Source organism: Alloalcanivorax sp. (assembly GCF_964221125.1).
GTDB lineage: Bacteria > Pseudomonadota > Gammaproteobacteria > Pseudomonadales > Alcanivoracaceae > Alloalcanivorax > Alloalcanivorax venustensis.
This window is the reverse complement of sequence record NZ_CAXPXK010000019.1, coordinates 1-19,507: the sequence shown is the minus strand read 5'-3', so window position 1 is coordinate 19,507 and position 19,507 is coordinate 1. Positions and strand designations below refer to the sequence as shown.

The 19,507-nt window shown below is 65.5% G+C and carries 21 protein-coding genes and 1 pseudogene; 17 read left to right on the top strand and 5 right to left on the bottom strand.

From position 1 onward, the window contains the following. The 8 genes and pseudogenes from ACEQZD_RS02565 to trmB all read left to right on the top strand — a co-directional run. Positions 1-455 (top strand): annotated as a pseudogene (locus ACEQZD_RS02565) (signal recognition particle-docking protein FtsY); the annotation flags it as partial. A gap of 9 nt (positions 456-464) precedes the next feature. Next, positions 465-1,145, top strand: a complete 681-nt coding sequence (gene ftsE / locus ACEQZD_RS02560) for a cell division ATP-binding protein FtsE (RefSeq protein WP_370183773.1) — start codon at positions 465-467, stop codon at positions 1,143-1,145. Beyond that, the gene (gene ftsX / locus ACEQZD_RS02555) at positions 1,135-2,118 is read left to right on the top strand and encodes a permease-like cell division protein FtsX (protein WP_370183771.1); all 984 of its coding nucleotides are present in this window, start codon (positions 1,135-1,137) and stop codon (positions 2,116-2,118) included. The genes ftsE and ftsX overlap by 11 nt, the downstream gene beginning before the upstream one ends. A 239-nt stretch (positions 2,119-2,357) precedes the next feature. After that, a complete protein-coding gene (gene rpoH / locus ACEQZD_RS02550) occupies positions 2,358-3,221 on the top strand; it encodes an RNA polymerase sigma factor RpoH (RefSeq protein ID WP_142947779.1) in 864 nt (287 codons plus the stop codon). A gap of 153 nt (positions 3,222-3,374) precedes the next feature. Continuing rightward, positions 3,375-3,743, top strand: coding sequence for a DUF423 domain-containing protein (locus ACEQZD_RS02545; protein ID WP_370183768.1), 369 nt, complete (start codon positions 3,375-3,377; stop codon positions 3,741-3,743). Then, on the top strand, positions 3,740-3,937 hold the full coding sequence (gene thiS / locus ACEQZD_RS02540; RefSeq protein ID WP_142947781.1) for a sulfur carrier protein ThiS: 198 nt from the start codon (positions 3,740-3,742) through the stop codon (positions 3,935-3,937). Before ACEQZD_RS02545 ends, thiS begins: the two co-directional genes overlap by 4 nt. A gap of 142 nt (positions 3,938-4,079) precedes the next feature. Beyond that, the gene (locus ACEQZD_RS02535) at positions 4,080-4,859 is read left to right on the top strand and encodes a thiazole synthase (protein ID WP_142947782.1); all 780 of its coding nucleotides are present in this window, start codon (positions 4,080-4,082) and stop codon (positions 4,857-4,859) included. Positions 4,860-4,948: 89 nt separating this feature from the next. Further along, the gene (trmB, locus tag ACEQZD_RS02530) at positions 4,949-5,680 is read left to right on the top strand and encodes a tRNA (guanosine(46)-N7)-methyltransferase TrmB (RefSeq protein ID WP_370183766.1); all 732 of its coding nucleotides are present in this window, start codon (positions 4,949-4,951) and stop codon (positions 5,678-5,680) included. Here trmB and ACEQZD_RS02525 read toward each other — a convergent pair. After that, positions 5,677-6,240 (bottom strand): outer membrane beta-barrel protein, encoded by a 564-nt coding sequence (locus ACEQZD_RS02525; RefSeq protein ID WP_370183775.1) that lies wholly within the window; start codon positions 6,238-6,240, stop codon positions 5,677-5,679. The genes trmB and ACEQZD_RS02525 overlap by 4 nt on opposite strands. Before the next feature lie 220 nt (positions 6,241-6,460). Here ACEQZD_RS02525 and ACEQZD_RS02520 point away from each other — a divergent pair, with 220 nt between their 5' ends. Further along, a complete protein-coding gene (locus tag ACEQZD_RS02520; protein ID WP_370183764.1) occupies positions 6,461-7,054 on the top strand; it encodes an exopolysaccharide biosynthesis protein in 594 nt (197 codons plus the stop codon). 24 nt (positions 7,055-7,078) lie between these two features. Here ACEQZD_RS02520 and ACEQZD_RS02515 read toward each other — a convergent pair whose 3' ends face one another. Continuing rightward, positions 7,079-8,383 (bottom strand): MFS transporter, encoded by a 1,305-nt coding sequence (locus ACEQZD_RS02515; protein WP_335628361.1) that lies wholly within the window; start codon positions 8,381-8,383, stop codon positions 7,079-7,081. Between the two features lie 98 nt (positions 8,384-8,481). On the opposite strand from ACEQZD_RS02515, the gene ACEQZD_RS02510 reads away from it, so the two are divergent. Continuing rightward, positions 8,482-8,997, top strand: coding sequence for a hypothetical protein (locus ACEQZD_RS02510; protein WP_370183762.1), 516 nt, complete (start codon positions 8,482-8,484; stop codon positions 8,995-8,997). Positions 8,998-9,040: 43 nt separating this feature from the next. On the opposite strand, the gene ACEQZD_RS02505 is transcribed toward ACEQZD_RS02510, so the two are convergent. Beyond that, a complete protein-coding gene (locus tag ACEQZD_RS02505) occupies positions 9,041-9,604 on the bottom strand; it encodes a type 1 glutamine amidotransferase domain-containing protein (protein WP_370183760.1) in 564 nt (187 codons plus the stop codon). Between the two features lie 174 nt (positions 9,605-9,778). Here ACEQZD_RS02505 and ACEQZD_RS02500 point away from each other — a divergent pair, with 174 nt between their 5' ends. The 6 genes from ACEQZD_RS02500 to ACEQZD_RS02475 all read left to right on the top strand — a co-directional run bounded on the left by ACEQZD_RS02500 (position 9,779) and on the right by ACEQZD_RS02475 (position 17,781). After that, the gene (locus ACEQZD_RS02500) at positions 9,779-10,930 is read left to right on the top strand and encodes a homoserine O-acetyltransferase (RefSeq protein ID WP_370183758.1); all 1,152 of its coding nucleotides are present in this window, start codon (positions 9,779-9,781) and stop codon (positions 10,928-10,930) included. Beyond that, positions 10,923-11,513 carry a methionine biosynthesis protein MetW gene (metW, locus tag ACEQZD_RS02495; RefSeq protein ID WP_142947788.1) on the top strand — a complete coding sequence of 197 codons (591 nt, stop codon included), beginning with the start codon at positions 10,923-10,925 and terminating at the stop codon, positions 11,511-11,513. The genes ACEQZD_RS02500 and metW overlap by 8 nt, the downstream gene beginning before the upstream one ends. A gap of 30 nt (positions 11,514-11,543) precedes the next feature. After that, positions 11,544-12,143, top strand: coding sequence for an RdgB/HAM1 family non-canonical purine NTP pyrophosphatase (gene rdgB, locus ACEQZD_RS02490; protein ID WP_335628359.1), 600 nt, complete (start codon positions 11,544-11,546; stop codon positions 12,141-12,143). 4 nt (positions 12,144-12,147) lie between these two features. Then, positions 12,148-13,287, top strand: coding sequence for a radical SAM family heme chaperone HemW (hemW, locus tag ACEQZD_RS02485; RefSeq protein ID WP_370183757.1), 1,140 nt, complete (start codon positions 12,148-12,150; stop codon positions 13,285-13,287). A 223-nt stretch (positions 13,288-13,510) separates the two neighbouring features. Beyond that, positions 13,511-14,701, top strand: a complete 1,191-nt coding sequence (locus ACEQZD_RS02480; RefSeq protein ID WP_335628357.1) for an efflux RND transporter periplasmic adaptor subunit — start codon at positions 13,511-13,513, stop codon at positions 14,699-14,701. Positions 14,702-14,709: 8 nt separating this feature from the next. Beyond that, positions 14,710-17,781 carry an efflux RND transporter permease subunit gene (locus tag ACEQZD_RS02475; protein WP_370183754.1) on the top strand — a complete coding sequence of 1,024 codons (3,072 nt, stop codon included), beginning with the start codon at positions 14,710-14,712 and terminating at the stop codon, positions 17,779-17,781. 200 nt (positions 17,782-17,981) lie between these two features. On the opposite strand, the gene ACEQZD_RS02470 is transcribed toward ACEQZD_RS02475, so the two are convergent. Continuing rightward, positions 17,982-18,317, bottom strand: a complete 336-nt coding sequence (locus tag ACEQZD_RS02470; RefSeq protein ID WP_370183752.1) for a hypothetical protein — start codon at positions 18,315-18,317, stop codon at positions 17,982-17,984. A 159-nt stretch (positions 18,318-18,476) separates the two neighbouring features. After that, positions 18,477-19,286, bottom strand: coding sequence for a bifunctional DNA-formamidopyrimidine glycosylase/DNA-(apurinic or apyrimidinic site) lyase (mutM, locus tag ACEQZD_RS02465; RefSeq protein WP_142947793.1), 810 nt, complete (start codon positions 19,284-19,286; stop codon positions 18,477-18,479). An 86-nt stretch (positions 19,287-19,372) separates the two neighbouring features. Between mutM and ACEQZD_RS02460 the strand changes: the two genes are divergently transcribed. Continuing rightward, positions 19,373-19,507 (top strand): hydantoinase/oxoprolinase N-terminal domain-containing protein (locus tag ACEQZD_RS02460; protein ID WP_370183774.1); only part of this gene is annotated, 135 nt, incomplete at its 3' end.

The window sequence follows — 19,507 nt, the reverse complement described above, 5'->3', positions numbered from 1 at the left end:
GCATTCCGGTGGTCGCCCAGCACACCGGCTCGGATTCCGCCAGCGTGGTCTACGACGCGGTGCAGGCGGCCCAGTCCCGGGGCGCCGACGTGCTGATCGCGGACACCGCCGGCCGCCTGCACACCCGCGGCAATCTGATGGAAGAGCTGTCCAAGGTCACCCGGGTGATGAAAAAGCTGTCGCCGGACGCACCCCATGAGGTGCTGCTGGTGCTGGACGCCGGCACCGGCCAGAATGCCATCAATCAGGCCGAGGAGTTCCGCGACACCGCCGGGGTCACCGGCCTGGTGCTGACCAAGCTCGACGGCACCGCCAAGGGCGGCATTCTGTTCGCGCTGGCCAAGCGCACCGGTCTGCCGATCCGCTTTATCGGCGTCGGCGAACAGCTGGAAGATCTGCGCCCGTTCAACGCCGAGGAATTCGTGCAGGCGCTGTTCGAGGACGTGGCCCGATGAAGGACTCCCATGATCAAGTTTGATCGGGTCAGTAAACGCTACCCGAACGGCAAGGACGCCCTGCGTCGCATCAACTTCGAGCTGCCCGCCGGCCAGTTGACCTTTTTGACTGGCCATTCCGGTGCCGGCAAGTCGACGCTGCTCAAGCTGATCATGATGATCGAACGCCCGACCCAGGGGCAGGTGTTCGTGGAGGGCCAGAACCTGAACGGCTTCAGCACCCGCCAGGTGCCCTTCCTGCGCCGCAAGATCGGCATGGTGCACCAGAACCATCAGTTACTGTTCGACCGCAGCGTGTTCGACAACGTGGCGCTGCCGCTGGTGATCGCCGGTTTCGCCCGCGCCGACATCGGCAAGCGGGTGCGCGCGGCCCTGGACAAAGTGGGCCTGCTGAGCAAGGAAAAGCTCAACCCGATCATGCTGTCCGGCGGCGAGCAGCAGCGCGTGGGCATCGCCCGGGCGGTGGTCAACAAGCCGCCGCTGCTGCTCGCCGATGAGCCCCCCGGCAACCTGGACCCGGCGCTCAGCGCCGAGATCATGGACCTGTTCCATGACTTCGCCCGGGTCGGCGTGGCGGTGCTGATCGCCACCCACGACCTGTCGCTGATCGCCCGCCACCGGCACCGCCTGCTGACGCTGCGCGAAGGCCGCCTGATTCACGACGGCGAGGACGACGACCATGGCGCCTAACAGCCCCCGCGCCCGCCGGCCCGGCGGCGCCCGCAGCGCGCGTACTTCGCTGGGCGACCGCCTGCGGGCCTGGCGCCACCACCACCGGGACTCCCTGCGCGACGCCCTGAGCCGGATGCGCGCCGCCCCCTCCAGCGCCCTGATGACGGTGCTGGTGATCGCCATCGCCCTGGCGCTGCCCGCCGGCCTGGCGGTACTGCTGGACAACGCCCGCGTGATCACCAAGGGCTGGGACGGCAACGCCCACCTGTCCGTGTTCCTGGAAATGGACGTGGACGAGGACCGGCAACGGCGACTGGCCGACGACTGGGCGGACTTCGACACGGTGAAACGCACCGAGGTGATCACCCGCGCCCAGGCTCTGGACGAATTCAAGGCGCTGTCCGGTTTCGGCGACGTGCTCGAAGCCCTGCCGGACAACCCCCTGCCGCCGCTGATCGTGGTGTACCCGGACAACGCCGCCCCCGGCCAGGTGGAGGCGCTGCAAACGCGGCTCAACGCCCTGCCGGAAGTGGACAACGCCCAGCTCGACGTGGCCTGGGTGCGGCGGCTGCACGCCATCATCGAGCTGGGCGACCGGCTGATCGGCGTGCTCACCCTGGGCCTGGCCGCCGCCGTGGTGCTGGTGGTGGTGAACACCATTCGTCTGGCCATCGAAAGCCGGCGCGAGGAAATCGTGGTGATCAAGATCGTCGGCGGCACCGACGGCTTCGTGCGCCGGCCGTTTCTGTACAGCGGGTTCTGCTTCGGGTTCGCCGGGGGTGTGCTCTCTCTGGTGCTGGTGGGCATCGCGCTGTGGTGGCTGGGCGGGCCCATCAACGAGCTGCTGAACCTCTATGAAAGCGAGCACTCGCTCACCGGCATGAGCCCGTCCACCGTGCTGGTCCTGCCCCTGTTCAGCGGCACCCTGGGCCTGCTGGGCGCCTGGCTGGCGGTGAGCCGGCATCTGGGCGATGTGGAGCCGCAGTTCTGAGCCCTGCTTTGGGGCCGCCGCTTTTTTCGTTTCTTTACCCCTCCGGAGGGAAATCTCTCCTACATTGGGTGTCCCAGCATTGACCGGGATCACGGAACGGTCACCCGCTTCGGGTAGCCTGGATCCCCCGTCCGGCCCCGTCATTGAGAGGATGAATGACGGGGAACCAATCCGGCTATTAGCACTCCAAGAATCCGAGTGCTAACATCATGCCCAACCCAATAAGGGAGAAGGGAGACATGAAAACACAACTGCAACAGGCTAACGCATTACCGCTGGCGGTCCCAGGTCACGACCTGGATGCCTATATCCGCGCGGTGAACAGCGTGCCCGTGCTCAGCGTCGACGAAGAGCGTCAGCTGACCGAGCGGTTGTACTTCGACGAAGACCTGGACGCCGCCCGTAATCTGGTGCTCGCCCACCTGCGCTTCGTGGTGCACATCGCCCGCAGCTACACCGGTTACGGCCTGCCCCTGGGCGACCTGATCCAGGAAGGCAACGTCGGCCTGATGAAGGCCGTGAAACGATTCGATCCATCCAAGGGCGTGCGGCTGGTGAGTTTCGCCGTGCACTGGATCAAGGCCGAAATCCACGAATACGTGATCAAGAACTGGCGCATCGTCAAGGTGGCCACCACCAAGGCCCAGCGCAAACTGTTCTTCAACCTGCGCGGCCAGAAGAAGCGTCTCGGCCGGCTGACCACGGAAGAAGCGCAGCGCGTGGCCGACGACCTGGGCGTCACCGCCACCCAGGTGAAGGAGATGGAAGGCCGCCTCGGCGCCTTCGACGCCAGTTTCGACGGCCCCACCAGCGACGACGAGGACAGCCCGATTCCGTCGCCGGCGGCCTATCTGCACAGCGACAACAGCGACCCGGCCGACCTGGTCGCCGCCGAGGACGATCAGCAGCGCAGCTCGCGCCAGCTGGGCTCGGCGATCATGACCCTGGACGAGCGCAGCCGCGACATTCTCGAGCGCCGCTGGCTGGCCGACCAGAAGTCCACCCTTCAGGAACTGGCTGACGAGTACGGCGTTTCCGCCGAACGCATCCGCCAGCTCGAGAACAACGCGCTGAAGAAGTTGCGTAACGCCATCGCCGCCTGATTTGGCGGCGGGCGAACCCGATCCATCTGCCTTGCAAGCAAGCCCCGCCGTGTCCCGGCGGGGCTTTTTTATGGGCGGGCCGGGGTTGTGGACGCCCCCTTTTGGCTCCACATCTTTTATACTGCCGCCCACACTCATTACACACTGCCGATTATGAAACTGCTGCTGATTCTGGGCGCGCTCAACGGCGCCCTGGCCGTGCTGCTCGGCGCGTTCGGCGCCCACGGGCTGAAGGCCCGGGTGGACGGCCCGATGCTGGAAATCTGGGGCACCGCCAGCCAGTACCACTTCTACCACGCGCTGGCGTTAATGCTCACCGGGCTGCTGGCGAAGCAGTTCGGCGCGTCCGGGCTGGTCACCGCCGGCTGGATTCTGTTCGCCGGCATGCTGGTGTTCAGCGGCAGTCTTTACGTGCTGGTGCTGAGCGGCCAGAAGTGGCTCGGCGCGGTGACCCCGCTGGGCGGCCTGGCACTGATCATCGGCTGGCTGTGGCTGACCTGGTCCCTGGTGAAAGCGCTATGAATCTGATCGTCAACGGCGACCCCCACACCTTCAACGGCACCACGGTGACCGATCTGGTGGCGGAGCTGAACCTCACCGGCCGGCGGCTGGCCGTGGAGGTGAACCGGGAGATCGTGCCGAAAAGCGAACACGACACCCATACCCTGCGAGAGGGCGACACCGTTGAAGTCGTCCATGCGATCGGAGGGGGGTAAATCGCGACCGAAGCAAGCTTCGCAGCGCGATTTACGACCGGACACGGATGTCCGGGCCGGGCGACCCGACAGGCACGGCGTCGCGCCAGGGATGGCGGGCACGGCTCACCAGAATGCAGAACCTTCCAACACGGAATCGACCATGAGCGAAGATCTACTCACCATCGCCGGCAAGACCTACGCCTCCCGGCTGCTGATCGGCACCGGCAAGTACAAGGATTTCGAGGAAACCCGTGACGCCATCGAGGCCAGCGGCGCGGAGATCGTCACCGTGGCCCTGCGGCGGACCAATCTGGGCCAGAACCCGGACGAGCCCAACCTGCTGGATTTCGTCAGCCCGGAGCGCTACACCATCCTGCCCAACACCGCCGGCTGCTTTAACGCCGAGGACGCGGTGCGCACCTGCAAGCTGGCCCGCGAGCTGCTCGACGGCCACAGCCTGGTGAAGCTGGAGGTGCTGGGCGACCAGAAGACCCTCTACCCGAACATCGCCGGTACCGTGAAGGCGGCCCGGGAGCTGGTGGACGACGGCTTCCAGGTGATGGTCTACACCAACGACGACCCGATCGTCGCCAAGGAGTTGGAAGACATGGGCTGCGTGGCGGTGATGCCGCTGGGCTCGCTGATCGGCTCCGGGCTGGGCATTCTCAACCCGCACAGCCTGCTGCTGATCATGGAGCAGGCCAAGGTGCCGATCATCGTCGACGCCGGCGTGGGCACCCCCAGCGACGCCACCCTGGCCATGGAGCTGGGCTGCGACGGCGTGCTGCTGAATTCCGCCGTGGCCCACGCCAACAAGCCGGTGCTGATGGCCGGCGCCATGAAAAAAGCCATTGAAGCGGGCCGCGAAGGCTTCCTGGCCGGGCGCATGCCCAAGCGGGTGTACGCCAACCCCTCGTCGCCCGGCGAAGGGCTCATTTAGCGCGCTCCGTGGGAGCGGGCCTGCCCGCGAAAGGGTGGCGTCAGCCACCCGGCGGGATACCAGAGACGTTGTTTCGGACCCTAATAGCCATGCTCGATTTTCTACACCAGGACAAAGACCCGGAAACCGGCAAGGTGATGCGCCGGGTACGCAGCTTCGTGCTGCGCGAAGGCCGGCTCACCCATGGCCAGCGCAAGGCGCTGGACACACTGTGGCCCCGCTATGGTCTGGAACGGGCCCAGGGTGTGCTGGATGCGCGGGCGGAGTTCGGCCGCGACGCGCCCCGGGTGCTGGAAATCGGCTACGGCATGGGCCAGTCCCTGGCCGGGATGGCGGAAGCGGAACCGGACAAGGACTTTATCGGCATCGAGGTGCACCGGCCCGGTGTCGGCGCCCTGCTGCTGGAAATCCAGGAGCGCGGCCTGAGCAACCTGCGCACCTACTGCGACGACGCCGTGGACATCCTCAAGCTGTGCATCCCTGACGGCTCCCTGGACCGGTTGCAGCTCTATTTCCCCGATCCCTGGCACAAGAAAAAGCACCACAAACGGCGCATCGTGCAGCCGGACTGGGTGGCGCTGGTGAACACCAAGCTGCGCCCCGGTGGCGTGCTGCATATGGCGACGGACTGGCAGGATTACGCCGAACACATGATGGCGGTGATGAACGACTCAGCCGGCTTCGTGAATACGGCGGGCGAGGGCGGTTTCGCGGAGCGCCCGGGCTGGCGCCCGGAGACTAAATTCGAACGCCGTGGCGCCGGCCTGGGCCACGGCGTTTGGGACTTACTGTTCGAGAAAACCGGGCGGGAGGGCGCTTAGAAGCGCCACTCGAAGCCGAACCCGAGGCTGTCGAAATCGAGGTCTTCACTGGCGTCGTCCACCTCGAAACTATAAAGGTTGTACGAGGCAATGAAGGACGCGGTTTCGCCCATCGCCCAGCGAGCCCGCAGGCCATAATAGAAGTCACGGGCGTCTTCAGTGACGGTGGTGCTGAAACGCCCCTGATCCACCTCCACATCGGCGTCAATGCTCTGGTTGCCGAAGGTGCCGCCAATGGCGAAGCCGTCGGTGACCGGCCACATCAGGTCCGCGGCGAAATAAATACCGTCGCCGTCCACCTTCACCGTGGTGGCGCCGATGCTGGAATCCGCCTCGCCGCCGCCCAGGAAGCGCTGGCCGAAACGCAGCGTCACATAGCGATTGAAGGCATAGCCCACGTACAGATCCGCGCCCCAGGCGGCGTCGGTCGATTCCATCGGCGGTCCACCCTCCTTTTCAATGAATTCACCGATGTTGCTTTCGTCCCGCGAGGCGCCAAGGCCAAATACGCCCCCGCTACCGTCGGCGGCCGCGGCCTGGGCCGCAATGGGGGTAAGCATCAGGGGAGCGGTGGTGGCAAGCAACAGAAGTTGTCGTTTTATCGGTTTCAAAGGGAATCTCCATTTATCCCGTTATTATTGAATAAAGCCTACTGACTTTACCCAAAATCGTTATAAAAGGTAAATCTTCACGCCGGTTTGATAGCCGGACCCGGCCGTTTTGCGACAGGCTAAGCGGGACTTGGAACGTCACCCGTTTCCACAAGGATCAGGAGAACCCGTGCCCGCGCAAGAACCGGCCCTGGGGCTGACAGACATTCTCGTTAAGCTGGCGGACGAGCCGGACGGCAGCGAGCTGTCGCTGGTGTCCGTGGTGGAGACCATGCAGGGGCGGGGCTTCGGACCCTTGCTGCTGGCGCCGACGCTGATGGTGCTGCTGCCCACCGGCGCCATCCCCGGGGTGCCCACGCTGAGCGCGCTGCTGATCATGCTGGTGGCCGGCCAGCTGGTGCTCGGCAAACGCACCCCCTGGGTGCCCGGGCGGCTGCGCCAGATGTCGTTCGAGCGGGCCAGGTTCCGCGCGGCGGTGGAGAAGGTGCGGCCCTGGACGGAGCGCATCGACCGGCTGCTCAAGCCCCGGCTGCGGGCCCTCACGGTGTGGCCGTTCAACCGCCTGGGCGCGGCGCTGTGCCTGGTGTTGGCGGCGGCGATGATACCGCTGGAACTGGTGCCCTTCGCGGCGGCGGTGCCGGCGCTGATCATCGCCTTCTATGCCCTGGCGCTGGCCGCCCATGACGGCGCTCTGGCGCTGTTCAGCCTGGCCGGCGTGGTGGCCGCGGGCGCGGCGGCGGTGTACTTCTGGCCGCTGTTCTGAGCGCCGTGCACCCGCCGCCCGCGACTACTCCACTTCCTTAAGCTTCCAGGACCAAAACGTCCCCAGAACGCCCATGGCGCCCAACAGCAACAGCGCCCACTGCGCCCCCAGCAGCGACACCGCCGCGCTGACACCGCCCAGCACCAGCAGCAGCACGCCGATCACGGTGTTGCTGACGGCGGTGTAGTCGGTGCGCTTGGTGCCGCCGGCCATGTCCACCAGATAGGTCTTGCGGCCGATGCGGACGCCGGAATGGGCGATGCTGAGCACGAAGAACGCCACCGGATAGAACCAGGTGAGCCCGTTCCAGGCGGGGTCGGCCAGGGCCACCGCCGCCACGCCCAGACACACCAGCGCCGCCAGGGCGCCGCCGCGGATCATCACCTGGCGGCTGGAAGCGTCCGCCATATAGCCCCAGACGCTGGCGCTGACCGTGCTGGCTAGGCTGGACGCCACCAGGAAGCCGCCCAGCAGGGCGGCGCCGTCGGCCCGGTTCTGGGCCAGCACCACCAGAAACGGCGACCCCAGGGCGGACGCCATCAGCAGCGCCCGGGCGATCACGAAGTCGCGGAAGGGTGCGTCACTGACCAGCAGGCCGAGGCTCTCGAACGCCTGGCGCAGGGCGTGGCCGCCGCCGGCGGTCTCGCCTTGGAACTCGTCCACCTTGGCGAACACCGTGGCCGCCAGCCACCAGGCGAGGCCGGCGGCGAGCAGCAGCACCGTGTAGAACAGCATGCCCGGCTCGCTGTCGCCGCCGAACAGGGACACCCCCACCGCCAGCGTCGCCGCCCCGGACAGGGTGGACGCCAACCCGGTGAGGCGGCCCCGGCGGGCCTTGGGGATGCACTTGCCCTGCACGTCCTTCATCGCCACCGAGCAAAAGCCGCGCCCCAGGCTGAACACCACCAGCAGGCCGACGATGGCGAGCCCGGCGGCCAGGCCCTGCAGCCACCAGACCGCCGCCGCCATGGCCAGCACACAGGCCCCCTGCAGCACCGAGCCGAACACCCAGAAGCCCTTGCGCACCGGGTGGCGGCGCATCCAGGCCCCGATCGCCAGCTGCGGTATCAGCGAGCCGGATTCACGGATCGGCACCAGCAGGCCGGCCAGCGCCCCGGGCGCCCCCACCGCGCCGATCAGCCAGGCGAGCACGGTCTTGGGGTTGATCAGCAGGTCGCCGATCTTGGTCAGCACATTGGCGAGAATGATCTTGAAGAAATTACCGGGCACTTCCCGGCAGGCTTCTTCGCTGATGTCGCGGCAGGTGCGCGCGTCTTCTTCATTGGCGACCAGCGCGTACAGCCGGTCCAGTGGTTCACGACGACTCATCGTCTCCCTTCCCTCTTTCTCTACCCCTTGTTTACGCTCCCCCGGGCACCATGTGTTTTCCAAAGGATAAGTGATCCGGCGATAAGGAGCGCATCACCATGTTCAGAGTGTATTACCTCGTAAACAGCATGGATCAGGTGAAAACAGCCCTGAAAAACATCGAACAGTCGGAAATCGGCACTAACCGGGTGCACGTCATGGCTCGCGACAACGGCGAACTGAGCCGCGAGGGTATCCATGCGACCACGCCATGGGAAGACACCAACATCATGACCACCGGCTTCTACGGGGCCGTGGTGGGCGCGGTGATCGGCCTGCTGGTGGGCTGGGCACTGAGCGGTATCGACCCCTGGGGGCTGGAAATCGGCTTCTGGGGCGTGATGGTGAGCGTGTTGTTCTTCGGTTCACACGGGGCCTGGGCCGGAGGTATCCGTGGGATCTCCCACGCCAATTACCATCTCAAGCCGTATCTGGACGACATTCGAAAGGGGCATTATCTGATTATCGTCGATGTGGACCGGGAGGAGCAGCGCAAAAAAGTGCACCGCCTGCTGGACCACAGCCTGGACGTGGAACGCCAGGGCGACGAAAGCGCGTTCAGCCCGCTGCTGTAGGCCAGGGAAGGAACGGAGCCGCCCGGGGGCGGCCCGCCACGCCTCAGGCGTGCTGCTTCTGCTGGCGGCCTTCCGCCAGTTCTTCCATCAAGCGTTTGCAGAAGGCGTCCAGGTCCTTGGGCGTGCGGCTGGTGACCAGACCGTTGTCGACCACCGCTTCCTGGTCTTCCCAGGTGGCACCGGCGTTGCGCAGGTCCTGTGCCACCGAGGGCACGGACGTCAGGGTGCGGCCCTCGACCACGCCGGCGTTGATCAGAATCCAGGGCGCATGGCAGATCGCCGCCACCGGCTTGCCGGCCTTGAAGAAGGCGCGCACGAAGTCCAGCGCCTGTTCATTGAGGCGCAGCTCATCCGGGTTGAACAGGCCCCCGGGCAGTACCAGTGCGTGGTAGTCCTCGGGCTGGGCCTGGTCCAGGGCCTTGTCCACCTCATAGGTGTCGCCCCAGTCGGTTTCCGCCCAGGCGCGAATGCCGTCCTTGCTGGGCGCTATCACGTGCACCTCGACGCCGTAGCTGCGCAGGGTGGATTGCGGAACCGCCAGTTCGGATTCCTCGAAGCCGTCGGTGGCGAGGATCGCCACCCGTTTGCCGTCCAGTTGCTTGCTCATGATGCTCTCCTTTGACCGCTCTCGGTTTGAAACGAGCCGGACCCATGCTAAAGCGTGCGCGCCGGCGCGCCTGCCCGGCGCCGATAAAAAACTGCAAAAGCTGGCCGCTCGCTCGCGTTGCACGGCCAGGGGGCGGTCGATAGACTTTGCCCCACCTTTGGATGGTTGCCCGAAATGCCCGAAACGATTCCCCAGGACTCCGTAGGCCTGGTACAACCGCAAACCCTGCACGTGGACCAGCCCCTGGAGCTGGAGTGCGGACGGGTGCTGCCGTCTTACGATCTGGTCTACGAGACCTACGGCACCCTCAACGCGGACGCCTCCAACGCGGTGCTGATCTGCCATGCGCTGTCCGGCCACCACCACGCCGCCGGCTATCACAGCGCCAATGACCCGCGTCCGGGCTGGTGGGACAGCTGCATCGGGCCGGGCAAGCCGATCGATACCAACCGCTTCTTCGTGGTCTGCCCCAACAACCTGGGCGGCTGCCACGGCTCCAGCGGGCCCGGCTCCCAGAACCCGGAAACCGGCCAGCTTTGGGGGCCGGACTTCCCGATGATGACGGTCAAGGACTGGGTGAAAAGCCAGGCCCAGCTGGCGGACGCCCTGGGCATCCAGCGCTGGGCGGCGGTGGTGGGCGGCAGCCTGGGCGGCATGCAGGCCCTGCAGTGGTCGATGGATTTCCCCGACCGGCTGGCCAACGCGGTGGTGATCGCGGCGGCGCCTAAGCTGTCGGCGCAGAATATCGCGTTCAACGAGGTGGCCCGGCAATCGATCCTCACCGACCCGAATTTCCACGGCGGACGTTACTATCTGCACGACACCTACCCGCGCCAGGGGCTGATCCTGGCGCGCATGGTCGGGCATATCACCTATCTCAGCGACGACGCCATGCGCATGAAGTTCGGCCGTGACCTGCGCTCCGGGCGGTTTCATTTCGGCTTCGACGTGGAATTCCAGGTGGAGTCCTACCTGCGCCACCAGGGCGAGACCTTTTCGCGCAATTTCGATGCCAACACCTACCTGTTGATGACCAAGGCGCTGGATTACTTCGACCCGGCGCGGGAGTGCGACGGCACCCTGGAGGACGCCCTCGCCGACACCCGTTGCAACTTCCTGGTGATGTCGTTCAACTCCGACTGGCGCTTCTCGCCGGAACGCAGCCGGGAAATCGTCAACGCCCTGGTGCAGGTGGGCCGCAATGTGAGCTACGCGGAGATCGACACGCCCAAGGGCCACGACGCCTTCCTGCTGCCGATTCCGGAGTACCGCAAACTGTTCGGCGCCTATATGGGCCGTGTCGCGGAGGCCACTTCCAATGCGTGATGATCTGGCCTTGATCAGCCGCTGGATTCCCAAGGGCGCCCGGGTGCTCGACCTGGGCTGCGGCGACGGCGATCTGCTCGCCCATTTGCAGGACGACAGGCAGGTGAACGGCTACGGCCTGGAGATCGACCAGGACAACATCGCCGCCTGCTTCGCCAAGGGCGTCAATGTGATTGAACAGGACCTGGACAAGGGCCTGGGCAACTTCCAGAGCGACCGCTTCGACTATGTGGTGATGACCCAGGCGCTGCAGGCGGTACTGCGCCCGGACAGCATTCTCGACGAGATGTTGCGGGTGGGCCGCGAAGCGATCATCACCTTCCCCAACTTCGGGCACTGGCGGGTGCGCTCCTATCTGGGCTTCAAGGGCCGCATGCCGGTGTCCTCGGCGCTGCCCTATGAGTGGTACGACACGCCCAACATTCACCTGTGCACGGTGAAGGATTTCGAAGCCCATTGCCGCGAGCGGAACATCCGCATCATCGAGCGGCAGGTGGTCAATCGCCATCACCGCAGCGGCCGGCTGACCCGGGCCTGGCCCAACCTGTTCGGGGAAATCGCCATTTACCGGGTGACGCTCTAATCACTCTCTCGGATCACCAGGATCTCGACCATGGATACTCTCGTACTCGCCTCCGGCAACCAGAAAAAGCTGGATGAGATGCGCGCCATTCTGGAACCGCTGGCGCTGAAGGTGGTGCCGCAAAGCGACTTCCAGGTGCCGGAAGCGGAAGAAACCGGCCTGACGTTCGTCGAAAACGCCATCCTCAAGGCGCGCAACGCGGCGGCGCACACCGGCCTGCCGGCGATCGCCGACGATTCCGGCCTGGAAGTGGACGCGCTCAACGGCGCGCCGGGCATCTATTCGGCGCGTTTCTCCGGCGCCGACGCCAGCGACGCCAAGAACAACGCGCTGCTGATCGACATGCTCGGCGATCTGCCGGACGCGCCCCGCACCGCACGCTATCAGGCGGTGCTGGTATTGATGCGCCACCCGGACGACCCCACGCCGCTGATCTGCCAGGGCACCTGGGAAGGCGAGATTCTGCTCGCCCCGCGCGGCAACGGCGGCTTCGGCTATGACCCGCATTTTCTGATTCCTGAGCTGGGCGTCACCGCAGCGGAAATGGAGCCGGCGGAGAAGAACCGCATCAGCCACCGCGGCCGTGCGTTGAAGGCCTTGATGGACGCCCTGCGAGAACCCTCTGAGTAACCCCATGCTCGCCGCCCCGCCGCTGACGCTCTATGTGCACGTGCCCTGGTGCGTGCGCAAATGTCCCTACTGCGACTTCAACTCCCATGAGCGCCAGTCGGAGCTGCCGGAGCGCGCCTACCTGGACGCCCTGCTCGCCGACCTGGACCAGGACCTGCACTGGGTGCGCGGCCGCCCCCTGGAGGCGATCTTCATCGGCGGCGGCACGCCCAGCCTGATGAGCGCGGACTTCTACGCCGCCCTGTTCGAGGGGCTGCGGCAACGGCTGAGCTTCAGCGACGGCATCGAAATCACTCTGGAAGCCAACCCCGGCACCCTGGAAACCGGCCGCTTCGCCGGCTTCCGGGCGGCGGGCATCAACCGGCTGTCGATCGGGGTGCAGAGTTTCAATGCGCGGCATCTGCAGGCGCTGGGCCGCATCCACGGGCCCGAAGAAGCCCTGCGCGCCGCCGCCGACGCCCGCGACGCCGGCTTCGACAATTTCAATCTGGACCTGATGCACGCCCTGCCGGGGCAAACGCCGGCGCAGGCGCTGGATGACCTGCGCCAGGCGATAGCGCTGGAGCCCACGCACCTGAGCTGGTACGAGCTGACCATCGAACCGAATACCGCCTTCTTCCGCGCGCCGCCGGAGCAACCCGACGGTGACAGCCGCGCGGACCTGGAAGAGCAGGGGCTGGGCTTGCTCGCCGCGCAGGGCTTCGAGCGCTACGAAGTGTCGGCGTTCGCGCGGCCCGGGCGGCGCTGCCGGCACAACCTGAATTACTGGCGGTTCGGCGATTATCTGGCGATCGGCGCCGGCGCCCACGGCAAGGTCACCACCGACCGGGAATTACTGCGTTTTCAGAAAACACGCATGCCCGAGCATTATCTGGCCGACCCGTTGAACGCGCGGCGCGCCCTCACCGTGATTGATGAACCGCTGCTGGAAGCCTTGCTGAACGGGCTGCGTCTGGTGGAAGGCGTACCGATTACGGTGTTGTCGCAACGCACCGGTCTTGAGGCCGAGACCATCAACGCGGCGCTGGCGTCCAGCCGCGCGCAGGGGCTGCTGGTGGCGGACGAACAGCGGGCCGCCTGCACCGAGCTGGGCTTTCGTCATTTGAATACGGTTCTCGAGCGTCTCGCCACGCAAGTCGGATGACGCAGCCCGGCTGTCATGATCCGGCGCTTGATGCCTGTTTAATTTCTGTTCACACTTCGGGGTCGATTCAGTCCGTCGATCATCGACAAGGATGCAAACAGCGCGTCTCTGCAGAGACGTGCGCAACAAGGACCATTGCCTGACGACGGGGCCGCCGGATGAATCCCCCCTCCGCCTACGGGCAAACAACTAAAATACAGCCGCACATCAGGGGTTTAGGTCAATGAGTAAGCGCATCTTCAGCAAGCGCATGGTGATCATGCTGATCATCCTGGCTGTCGTCTTCGGCCTTATTTTTGGCTTCAAGGCGTTCATGGGCAAGATGATGAACGACTTCTTCGACAACATGCCGCAGCCCGCCGCCGCCGTTTCCACCTACGAAGCCCGCCAGGACAACTGGGCGTCGATTCTGGAAGCCGTGGGCACCGTCAACGCCGTGAACGGCGTCAACGTGACCGCGCAGGTGCCCGGCGAAGTGGAAGCGATCGAGTTCGAATCCGGTGACTCGGTGAAGAAGGGCGACGTGCTGATCCGCCTGGAAGCCGCCGCCGACCGCGCCCAGCTCAACGCGCTGGAAGCCACCGCCGGCCTGGCCCGCCAGGAGTATGACCGCTACCAGCGGCTGTTCAAGCAAGGTTCGATTTCCCGCTCCGAACTGGACAACCGCCGCGCCCAGCGCGACCAGGCGGTGGCGCAGGCGCAGGCCCAGCGCGAACAGCTGAACTATAAAACCGTGCGTGCGCCCTTCGACGGTGTGCTCGGTATCCGCCAGGTGGATCTGGGCCAGTTCCTGCAGGCCGGCACGCCGGTGGTGAGTCTGAACCAGCTGCAGCCGATTTTCGTCGACTTCGCCCTGCCCGAGCAGGAGCTGAGCCGCATCGAGAAGGGCCTGAAGGTACGCGTAACGCTGGACGCCTACACCGACCAGCAGTTCGAAGGGGAAATCTCCGCCATCGAGCCCGGTGTCAGCGAAGCGACCCGTAACGTGTCCGTGCAGGCGCGCTTCGAGAACGAAGACAACAAACTGCGCCCCGGCATGTTCGCCAGTGTCGACATTCAGCTTCCGCAATCCGAGGACGTGGTGGTGATTCCGCGCACCGCGATCAGCTACGCGCCCTACGGCAACGCCGTGTTCGTGCTCAAGGACGCGCCGCAGAAAGGCGAGAGCGACGAGAATGAAGAGAGCGACGCCGACAGCGAGAAAAAAGCCGAAGGCGCCGACAAGATCGTCAAGAAGCGGTTCGTGAAACTGGGCCGCCGGCGCGGCGATCTGGTGGCGGTGATCGACGGGCTCAAGCCCGGCGAAGTGGTCGCCACCAGCGGGCTGCTGAAACTGCGTAACGATGCCGCCGTGACCATCGAGAACGATGTGCAGCCCTCCACGGAAGCGACGCCGACACCCGGCAACAGCTGAGGATAGCCATGAAATTCACGGACATCTTCATCAGCAAGCCGGTGCTGGCCTCGGTGGTCAGCCTGTTTATCTTCCTGCTCGGGTTGCGCGCCGCCACGGAACTGAACGTGCGGCAATATCCGGAGCTGGAAAACGCCGTGGTCACCGTGACCACGGTTTACACCGGCGCCGACGCGGATTTGATCCAGGGCTTTATCACCACGCCGCTGGAGCAGGAAATCGCGTCCGCCGACGGCATTGATTATCTGGTCTCCACCTCGCTGCAGAGCGCTTCGTCGATCCAGGCCTACATCCGTCTGGGCGAGGACCCCAACGAGGCGCTCACGCAGATCGTGGCCAAGGTCAACAAGATGCGCAGCGAGCTGCCCGAGGAAGCGGAGGACCCCACCATCGAACTGGCGGTGGGCCAGAACATCGCCTCGATGTATCTGTCGTTTTCCTCGGAGATTCTCGACAACAACCAGATCACCGACTATCTGGTGCGCGAGGTGCAGCCCAAGCTGGCCACGGTCAACGGCGTGCAGCGCGCGCGGATTCTCGGTGACCGCACCTTCGCCATGCGTGCCTGGCTGAAGCCGGAGTGGATGGCGGCGCTGGGTATCACCCCCTCGGAAGTGTACGGCGCCCTGCAGCAGAACAACGTGCTGGCCGCGGTGGGCGGCACCAAGGGCTCCAACGTAGCGCTGGACCTGAAAGCGGCCACCGACCTGAACACCACCGAGGAGTTCGAACGGCTGATCATCCGCTCCGAGGACAACGCCATCGTGCGCCTGGAAGACGTGGCGGACGTGGAGCTGGGCTCGGAGTCGTACCAGTCGTCGGTGACCTTCAACGGCAAGCAGGCCACCTTCATGGGCATTGAGGTGGCCACCGACGCCAACGCCCTGGATGTGATCGAGGAAGTACGCGGCATCCTGGAAAACGAAGTGTTCCCGCAACTACCGGAAGGCATGGCCGGGGACATTCCCTATGACGGCACCGAGTACATTCAGGATTCCATCGACGAGGTGGTGAAAACCCTGATCGAGGCGGTGCTGATCGTGATCGCGGTGATCTACCTGTTCCTGGGGTCACTGCGCTCGGTGCTGATTCCCGCCATCGCGGTGCCGCTGTCGATGGTCGGCGCGTTGTTCCTGATGTTGCTGATGGGCTTCTCCATCAACCTGCTGACGCTGCTGGCCATGGTACTGGCCATCGGCATCGTAGTGGACGACGCCATCATCGTGCTGGAGAACATTCACCGACACGTGGAAGAGGGTCTGTCGCCGTACGACGCCGCCATCAAGGGCGCCCGGGAACTGGCCTGGCCGGTGGTGGCGATGACCACCACGCTGGTGGCGGTGTACCTGCCGATCGGTTTCATGGGCGGTCTCACCGGCACCCTGTTCGTGGAGTTCGCGTTCTCCCTGGCCGGCGCCGTGTTGCTGTCCGGCGTGGTGGCGCTGACGCTGTCGCCGATGATGTGCGCCAAGATTCTCAAGGAGCACGACCCGGACCGCACCGGCAACCGCTTCGAGCGCTGGGTGAACCGGCGTTTCGAGAAGCTGGAAAAAAGCTATGCGCGACGTCTGCACGGCGCGCTCAACGAGCTGCCGGTGATCTATGTGTTCGGCGCGGTGATTCTGGTGTCCTGCTACTTCCTGTTCGTGACTTCGCCCAGCGAGCTGGAGCCGGCGGAAGATCAGGGCTTCGTGCTCACCTCGTCCACCGCCGACCCCTATGTGACGCTGGATTACCTCGAGCCGTTCACCCGCGAGTTCAACGACATCGCCGACACCATGCCGTCGGTGGACAATGTGTTCCTGCTCAACGGTATCGGCGGCGGCGGCTCCACCACAGCCTCCAACACCGCGCTGGCCGGTTTCGTGCTGAAAAGCTGGAACGAGCGCGAGCAGAGCACCGCCGAGGCCAAGAACGAGCTGTCCGAGAAGATCAACAGCATCGCCGGCCTGCAGGTGGCGGCGTTCGTGCCGCCCTCGCTGCCCACCGCCGGCGGCGCGCTGCCGGTGGAATTCGTGATCGGTACCACCGAGCCCACCGAGAACCTGCAGGAGTTCGCCAACGAGGTGCTCGAGAAGGCGCGCGCCAGCAACAAGTTCATCTTCATGGACACCGACCTGAAGATCGACAAGCCGCGCTACAACATCCTGGTGGACCGGGAGAAAGCGGCCAGCCTGGGCATCACCATGCAGCAGCTCGCCCAGGAACTGGGCGCCATGCTGGCCGGCGGCTACGCCAACCGCTTCTCCCTGGAGAACCGGTCCTACAAGGTGATCCCGCAGGTGGAGCGGGGCAGCCGCCTGACGCCGGAGCAGCTCAAGCAATACTACGTGCGCACCGGCCAGGGCGACCTGGTGCCGCTGGCCACCGTGATCAGCCTGGAAGAAACCGTGCAGCCCCAGCAGCTGAAGCGTTTCCAGCAGCTCAACGCGGTGACCATCTCCGGCGTACAGCGCCCCGGGGTGACACTGGGCGAAGCACTGGGCGTGCTGGAGAACGCCGCCGACGAGGTGCTGCCTTCCGGCTATTCCGTGGATTACTCGGGCCAGTCCCGTCAGTTCATGAAGGAGGGCAGCGATCTGATCGTCACCTTCTTCTTCGCGCTGATCGTGATCTATCTGGTGCTGGCCGCCCAGTTCGAATCCTGGCGTGACCCGATCATCATGCTGATCACCGTCCCCATGTCGGTGTGCGGCGCGATGATCTTCGTCAGCCTGGGCCTGACCACCCTGAACATCTATACCCAGGTGGGCCTGGTGACGCTGATCGGGGTGATATCGAAACACGGTATTCTGATCGTGGAGTTCGCCAACAAGATGCAGCTGGAAGGCATGGGCAAGCGGCGCGCCATCGAACACGCCGCCGCCGTGCGTCTGCGCCCGGTGCTGATGACCACCGCCGCCCTGGTGCTGGCCATGGTGCCGCTGCTGATCGCCGCCGGCCCCGGCGGCGGCGCGCGCTTCGCCATCGGCCTGGTGGTGGCCGCCGGCATGACCATCGGCACCCTGTTCACGCTGTTCGTGGTGCCGGCCATGTACATGCTGCTGGGCCGCGACGAAGGCCACGAAGAAGCCGCCTGAACCTTGTAGGAGCGGGCCCAGCCCGCGAAAGGGTGGCGCCAGCCACCCGGCGGGATACCAGAGACCTATTCTGCCGGCCGGCTTTGCCGGCCTTTCGCGGGCAGAGCCCGCTCCCACAAGGGCGCTCCTACCAAGCATCGCCCACAAAAAAGCCCGCCGTGGAATCCACGGCGGGCTTTTTATTGGAACCGGTGTCGGGATCAGTCGCGGTTGGCCTGACGGATCTCCTGATCGGTCTGATTCCGCTCGTGCTGGCTGGGCGTGCAGCCAAGGCAGCGTACGAAGGCGGTGGCGCCGGGATCCACGACCAGTGTTTCGCCGGCCTCCTGAGCATTCCCCCCGATCAGGCTGAACGGCAGCGTCACCACATAGATCGCCGCGCCGCCGACAGTGGCCGCCGTCATCACCGGGCGCACGATCAGGGCATCACCGAACATGGCGAACGCGGAAGGCCGGGCGCCTTCCAGATCCATGTCCCGGGCCTGGGCGGCACTGGCGAACGATAGCGTCGAGGCGAGGGCAGTGGCCGCAACCACGCGCAGGGCTCGCTTCATCGTGATTCCCTCTTGTTTTTTGTCGCACCCATTGTCGTTCCTAAGTATTTGTTCTTCCCACAATCAGATCACAATCTACATCTTTGTTATTACACCGGCAATATGAGCCCCGGCAAGCGCGATCGGACGAACGGTGCCCGCTCAGCGCTGGCAGCGCGGGCAATAGACGGTGCTGCGCTGGCCGTGGCGACCGCCGCGCAGCGGCTCGGCGCATTGCGGGCAAGGCTCGTCGGCGCGGCCGTAGACCAGCAGCTGCTGGGCGAAGTAGCCGGGCTGGCCGTCGGCGCTGGTGAAATCGCGCAGGGTGGTGCCGCCGGCCTCGATGGCCTTGGCCAGCACCGAGCGTATCGCCAGCGCCAGACGCTGGTAGCGCGCCTCGCTGATGCGTCCGGCGGGGCGGCTGGGGTGGATGCCGGCCAGGAACAGGCTTTCCTGGGCGTAGATGTTGCCCACGCCCACCACGGTGGCGTTATCCATGATGAAGCTCTTCACCGACACCCGCCGACCGCGACTGCGGCGGTACAGCCAGCCGCCGGAAAAATCCTGGTCCAGGGGCTCGGGGCCCAGGTTGGCCAGCAACGGGTGGGTCAGGGCATCCGTCAGGTACAGCAGGGCGCCGAACCGGCGCGGGTCGTTGAAACGCAGCAGCCGGCCGCTGTCCAGGTGCAGATCGATGTGGTCGTGCTTGCGCAGCGGCGTCTCTGCGGGGACCACGCGCAGGGTGCCGGACATGCCCAGGTGAATCCCCAGGTTCAGATCGCCGAGGTCCATCAGCAGGTACTTGGCGCGCCGCCGCAGGCCGACGATGCGCTTGTCGCGCAGCTCGGCGACCCGAGCGTCCACCGGCCAGCGCAGGCGCGGCTCGCGCACGGTGACGGCGGTGAGGGTGCGGCCGGCCACATGGGGCTCGATGCCGCGCCGGGTGGTCTCCACTTCGGGCAATTCGGGCATGGGCTATCCTGGGTGAGGGAGGCTAAGATGACGCCCTGGATTGTAACGGGCACAGGCAACGGAGACATCCTATCCTGGGAGACAACATGTCGTACTGGCTCGGTGTCGACACCGGCGGCACCTTCACCGATTTCGTCCTGCTCGGCGAGGCTACCCCGCGTATCCACAAAGTGCTGTCGACGCCGGCGGCCCCGGAGGAGGCGATCCTCCCGGGCCTCCCC

Coding starts and splice junctions, on each gene's coding strand:
- ACEQZD_RS02525 (WP_370183775.1), bottom strand. CDS start 6,240: ATGCTTACCCCCATTGCGGCCCAGGCCGCGGCCGCCGACGGTAGCGGG.
- thiS (WP_142947781.1), top strand. CDS start 3,740: ATGAATCTGATCGTCAACGGCGACCCCCACACCTTCAACGGCACCACG.
- rpoH (WP_142947779.1), top strand. CDS start 2,358: ATGAAAACACAACTGCAACAGGCTAACGCATTACCGCTGGCGGTCCCA.
- ACEQZD_RS02535 (WP_142947782.1), top strand. CDS start 4,080: ATGAGCGAAGATCTACTCACCATCGCCGGCAAGACCTACGCCTCCCGG.
- metW (WP_142947788.1), top strand. CDS start 10,923: ATGCGTGATGATCTGGCCTTGATCAGCCGCTGGATTCCCAAGGGCGCC.
- hemW (WP_370183757.1), top strand. CDS start 12,148: ATGCTCGCCGCCCCGCCGCTGACGCTCTATGTGCACGTGCCCTGGTGC.
- ACEQZD_RS02500 (WP_370183758.1), top strand. CDS start 9,779: ATGCCCGAAACGATTCCCCAGGACTCCGTAGGCCTGGTACAACCGCAA.
- ACEQZD_RS02480 (WP_335628357.1), top strand. CDS start 13,511: ATGAGTAAGCGCATCTTCAGCAAGCGCATGGTGATCATGCTGATCATC.
- ACEQZD_RS02475 (WP_370183754.1), top strand. CDS start 14,710: ATGAAATTCACGGACATCTTCATCAGCAAGCCGGTGCTGGCCTCGGTG.
- trmB (WP_370183766.1), top strand. CDS start 4,949: ATGCTCGATTTTCTACACCAGGACAAAGACCCGGAAACCGGCAAGGTG.
- ACEQZD_RS02545 (WP_370183768.1), top strand. CDS start 3,375: ATGAAACTGCTGCTGATTCTGGGCGCGCTCAACGGCGCCCTGGCCGTG.
- ftsX (WP_370183771.1), top strand. CDS start 1,135: ATGGCGCCTAACAGCCCCCGCGCCCGCCGGCCCGGCGGCGCCCGCAGC.
- ftsE (WP_370183773.1), top strand. CDS start 465: ATGATCAAGTTTGATCGGGTCAGTAAACGCTACCCGAACGGCAAGGAC.
- rdgB (WP_335628359.1), top strand. CDS start 11,544: ATGGATACTCTCGTACTCGCCTCCGGCAACCAGAAAAAGCTGGATGAG.
- ACEQZD_RS02505 (WP_370183760.1), bottom strand. CDS start 9,604: ATGAGCAAGCAACTGGACGGCAAACGGGTGGCGATCCTCGCCACCGAC.
- mutM (WP_142947793.1), bottom strand. CDS start 19,286: ATGCCCGAATTGCCCGAAGTGGAGACCACCCGGCGCGGCATCGAGCCC.
- ACEQZD_RS02515 (WP_335628361.1), bottom strand. CDS start 8,383: ATGAGTCGTCGTGAACCACTGGACCGGCTGTACGCGCTGGTCGCCAAT.
- ACEQZD_RS02510 (WP_370183762.1), top strand. CDS start 8,482: ATGTTCAGAGTGTATTACCTCGTAAACAGCATGGATCAGGTGAAAACA.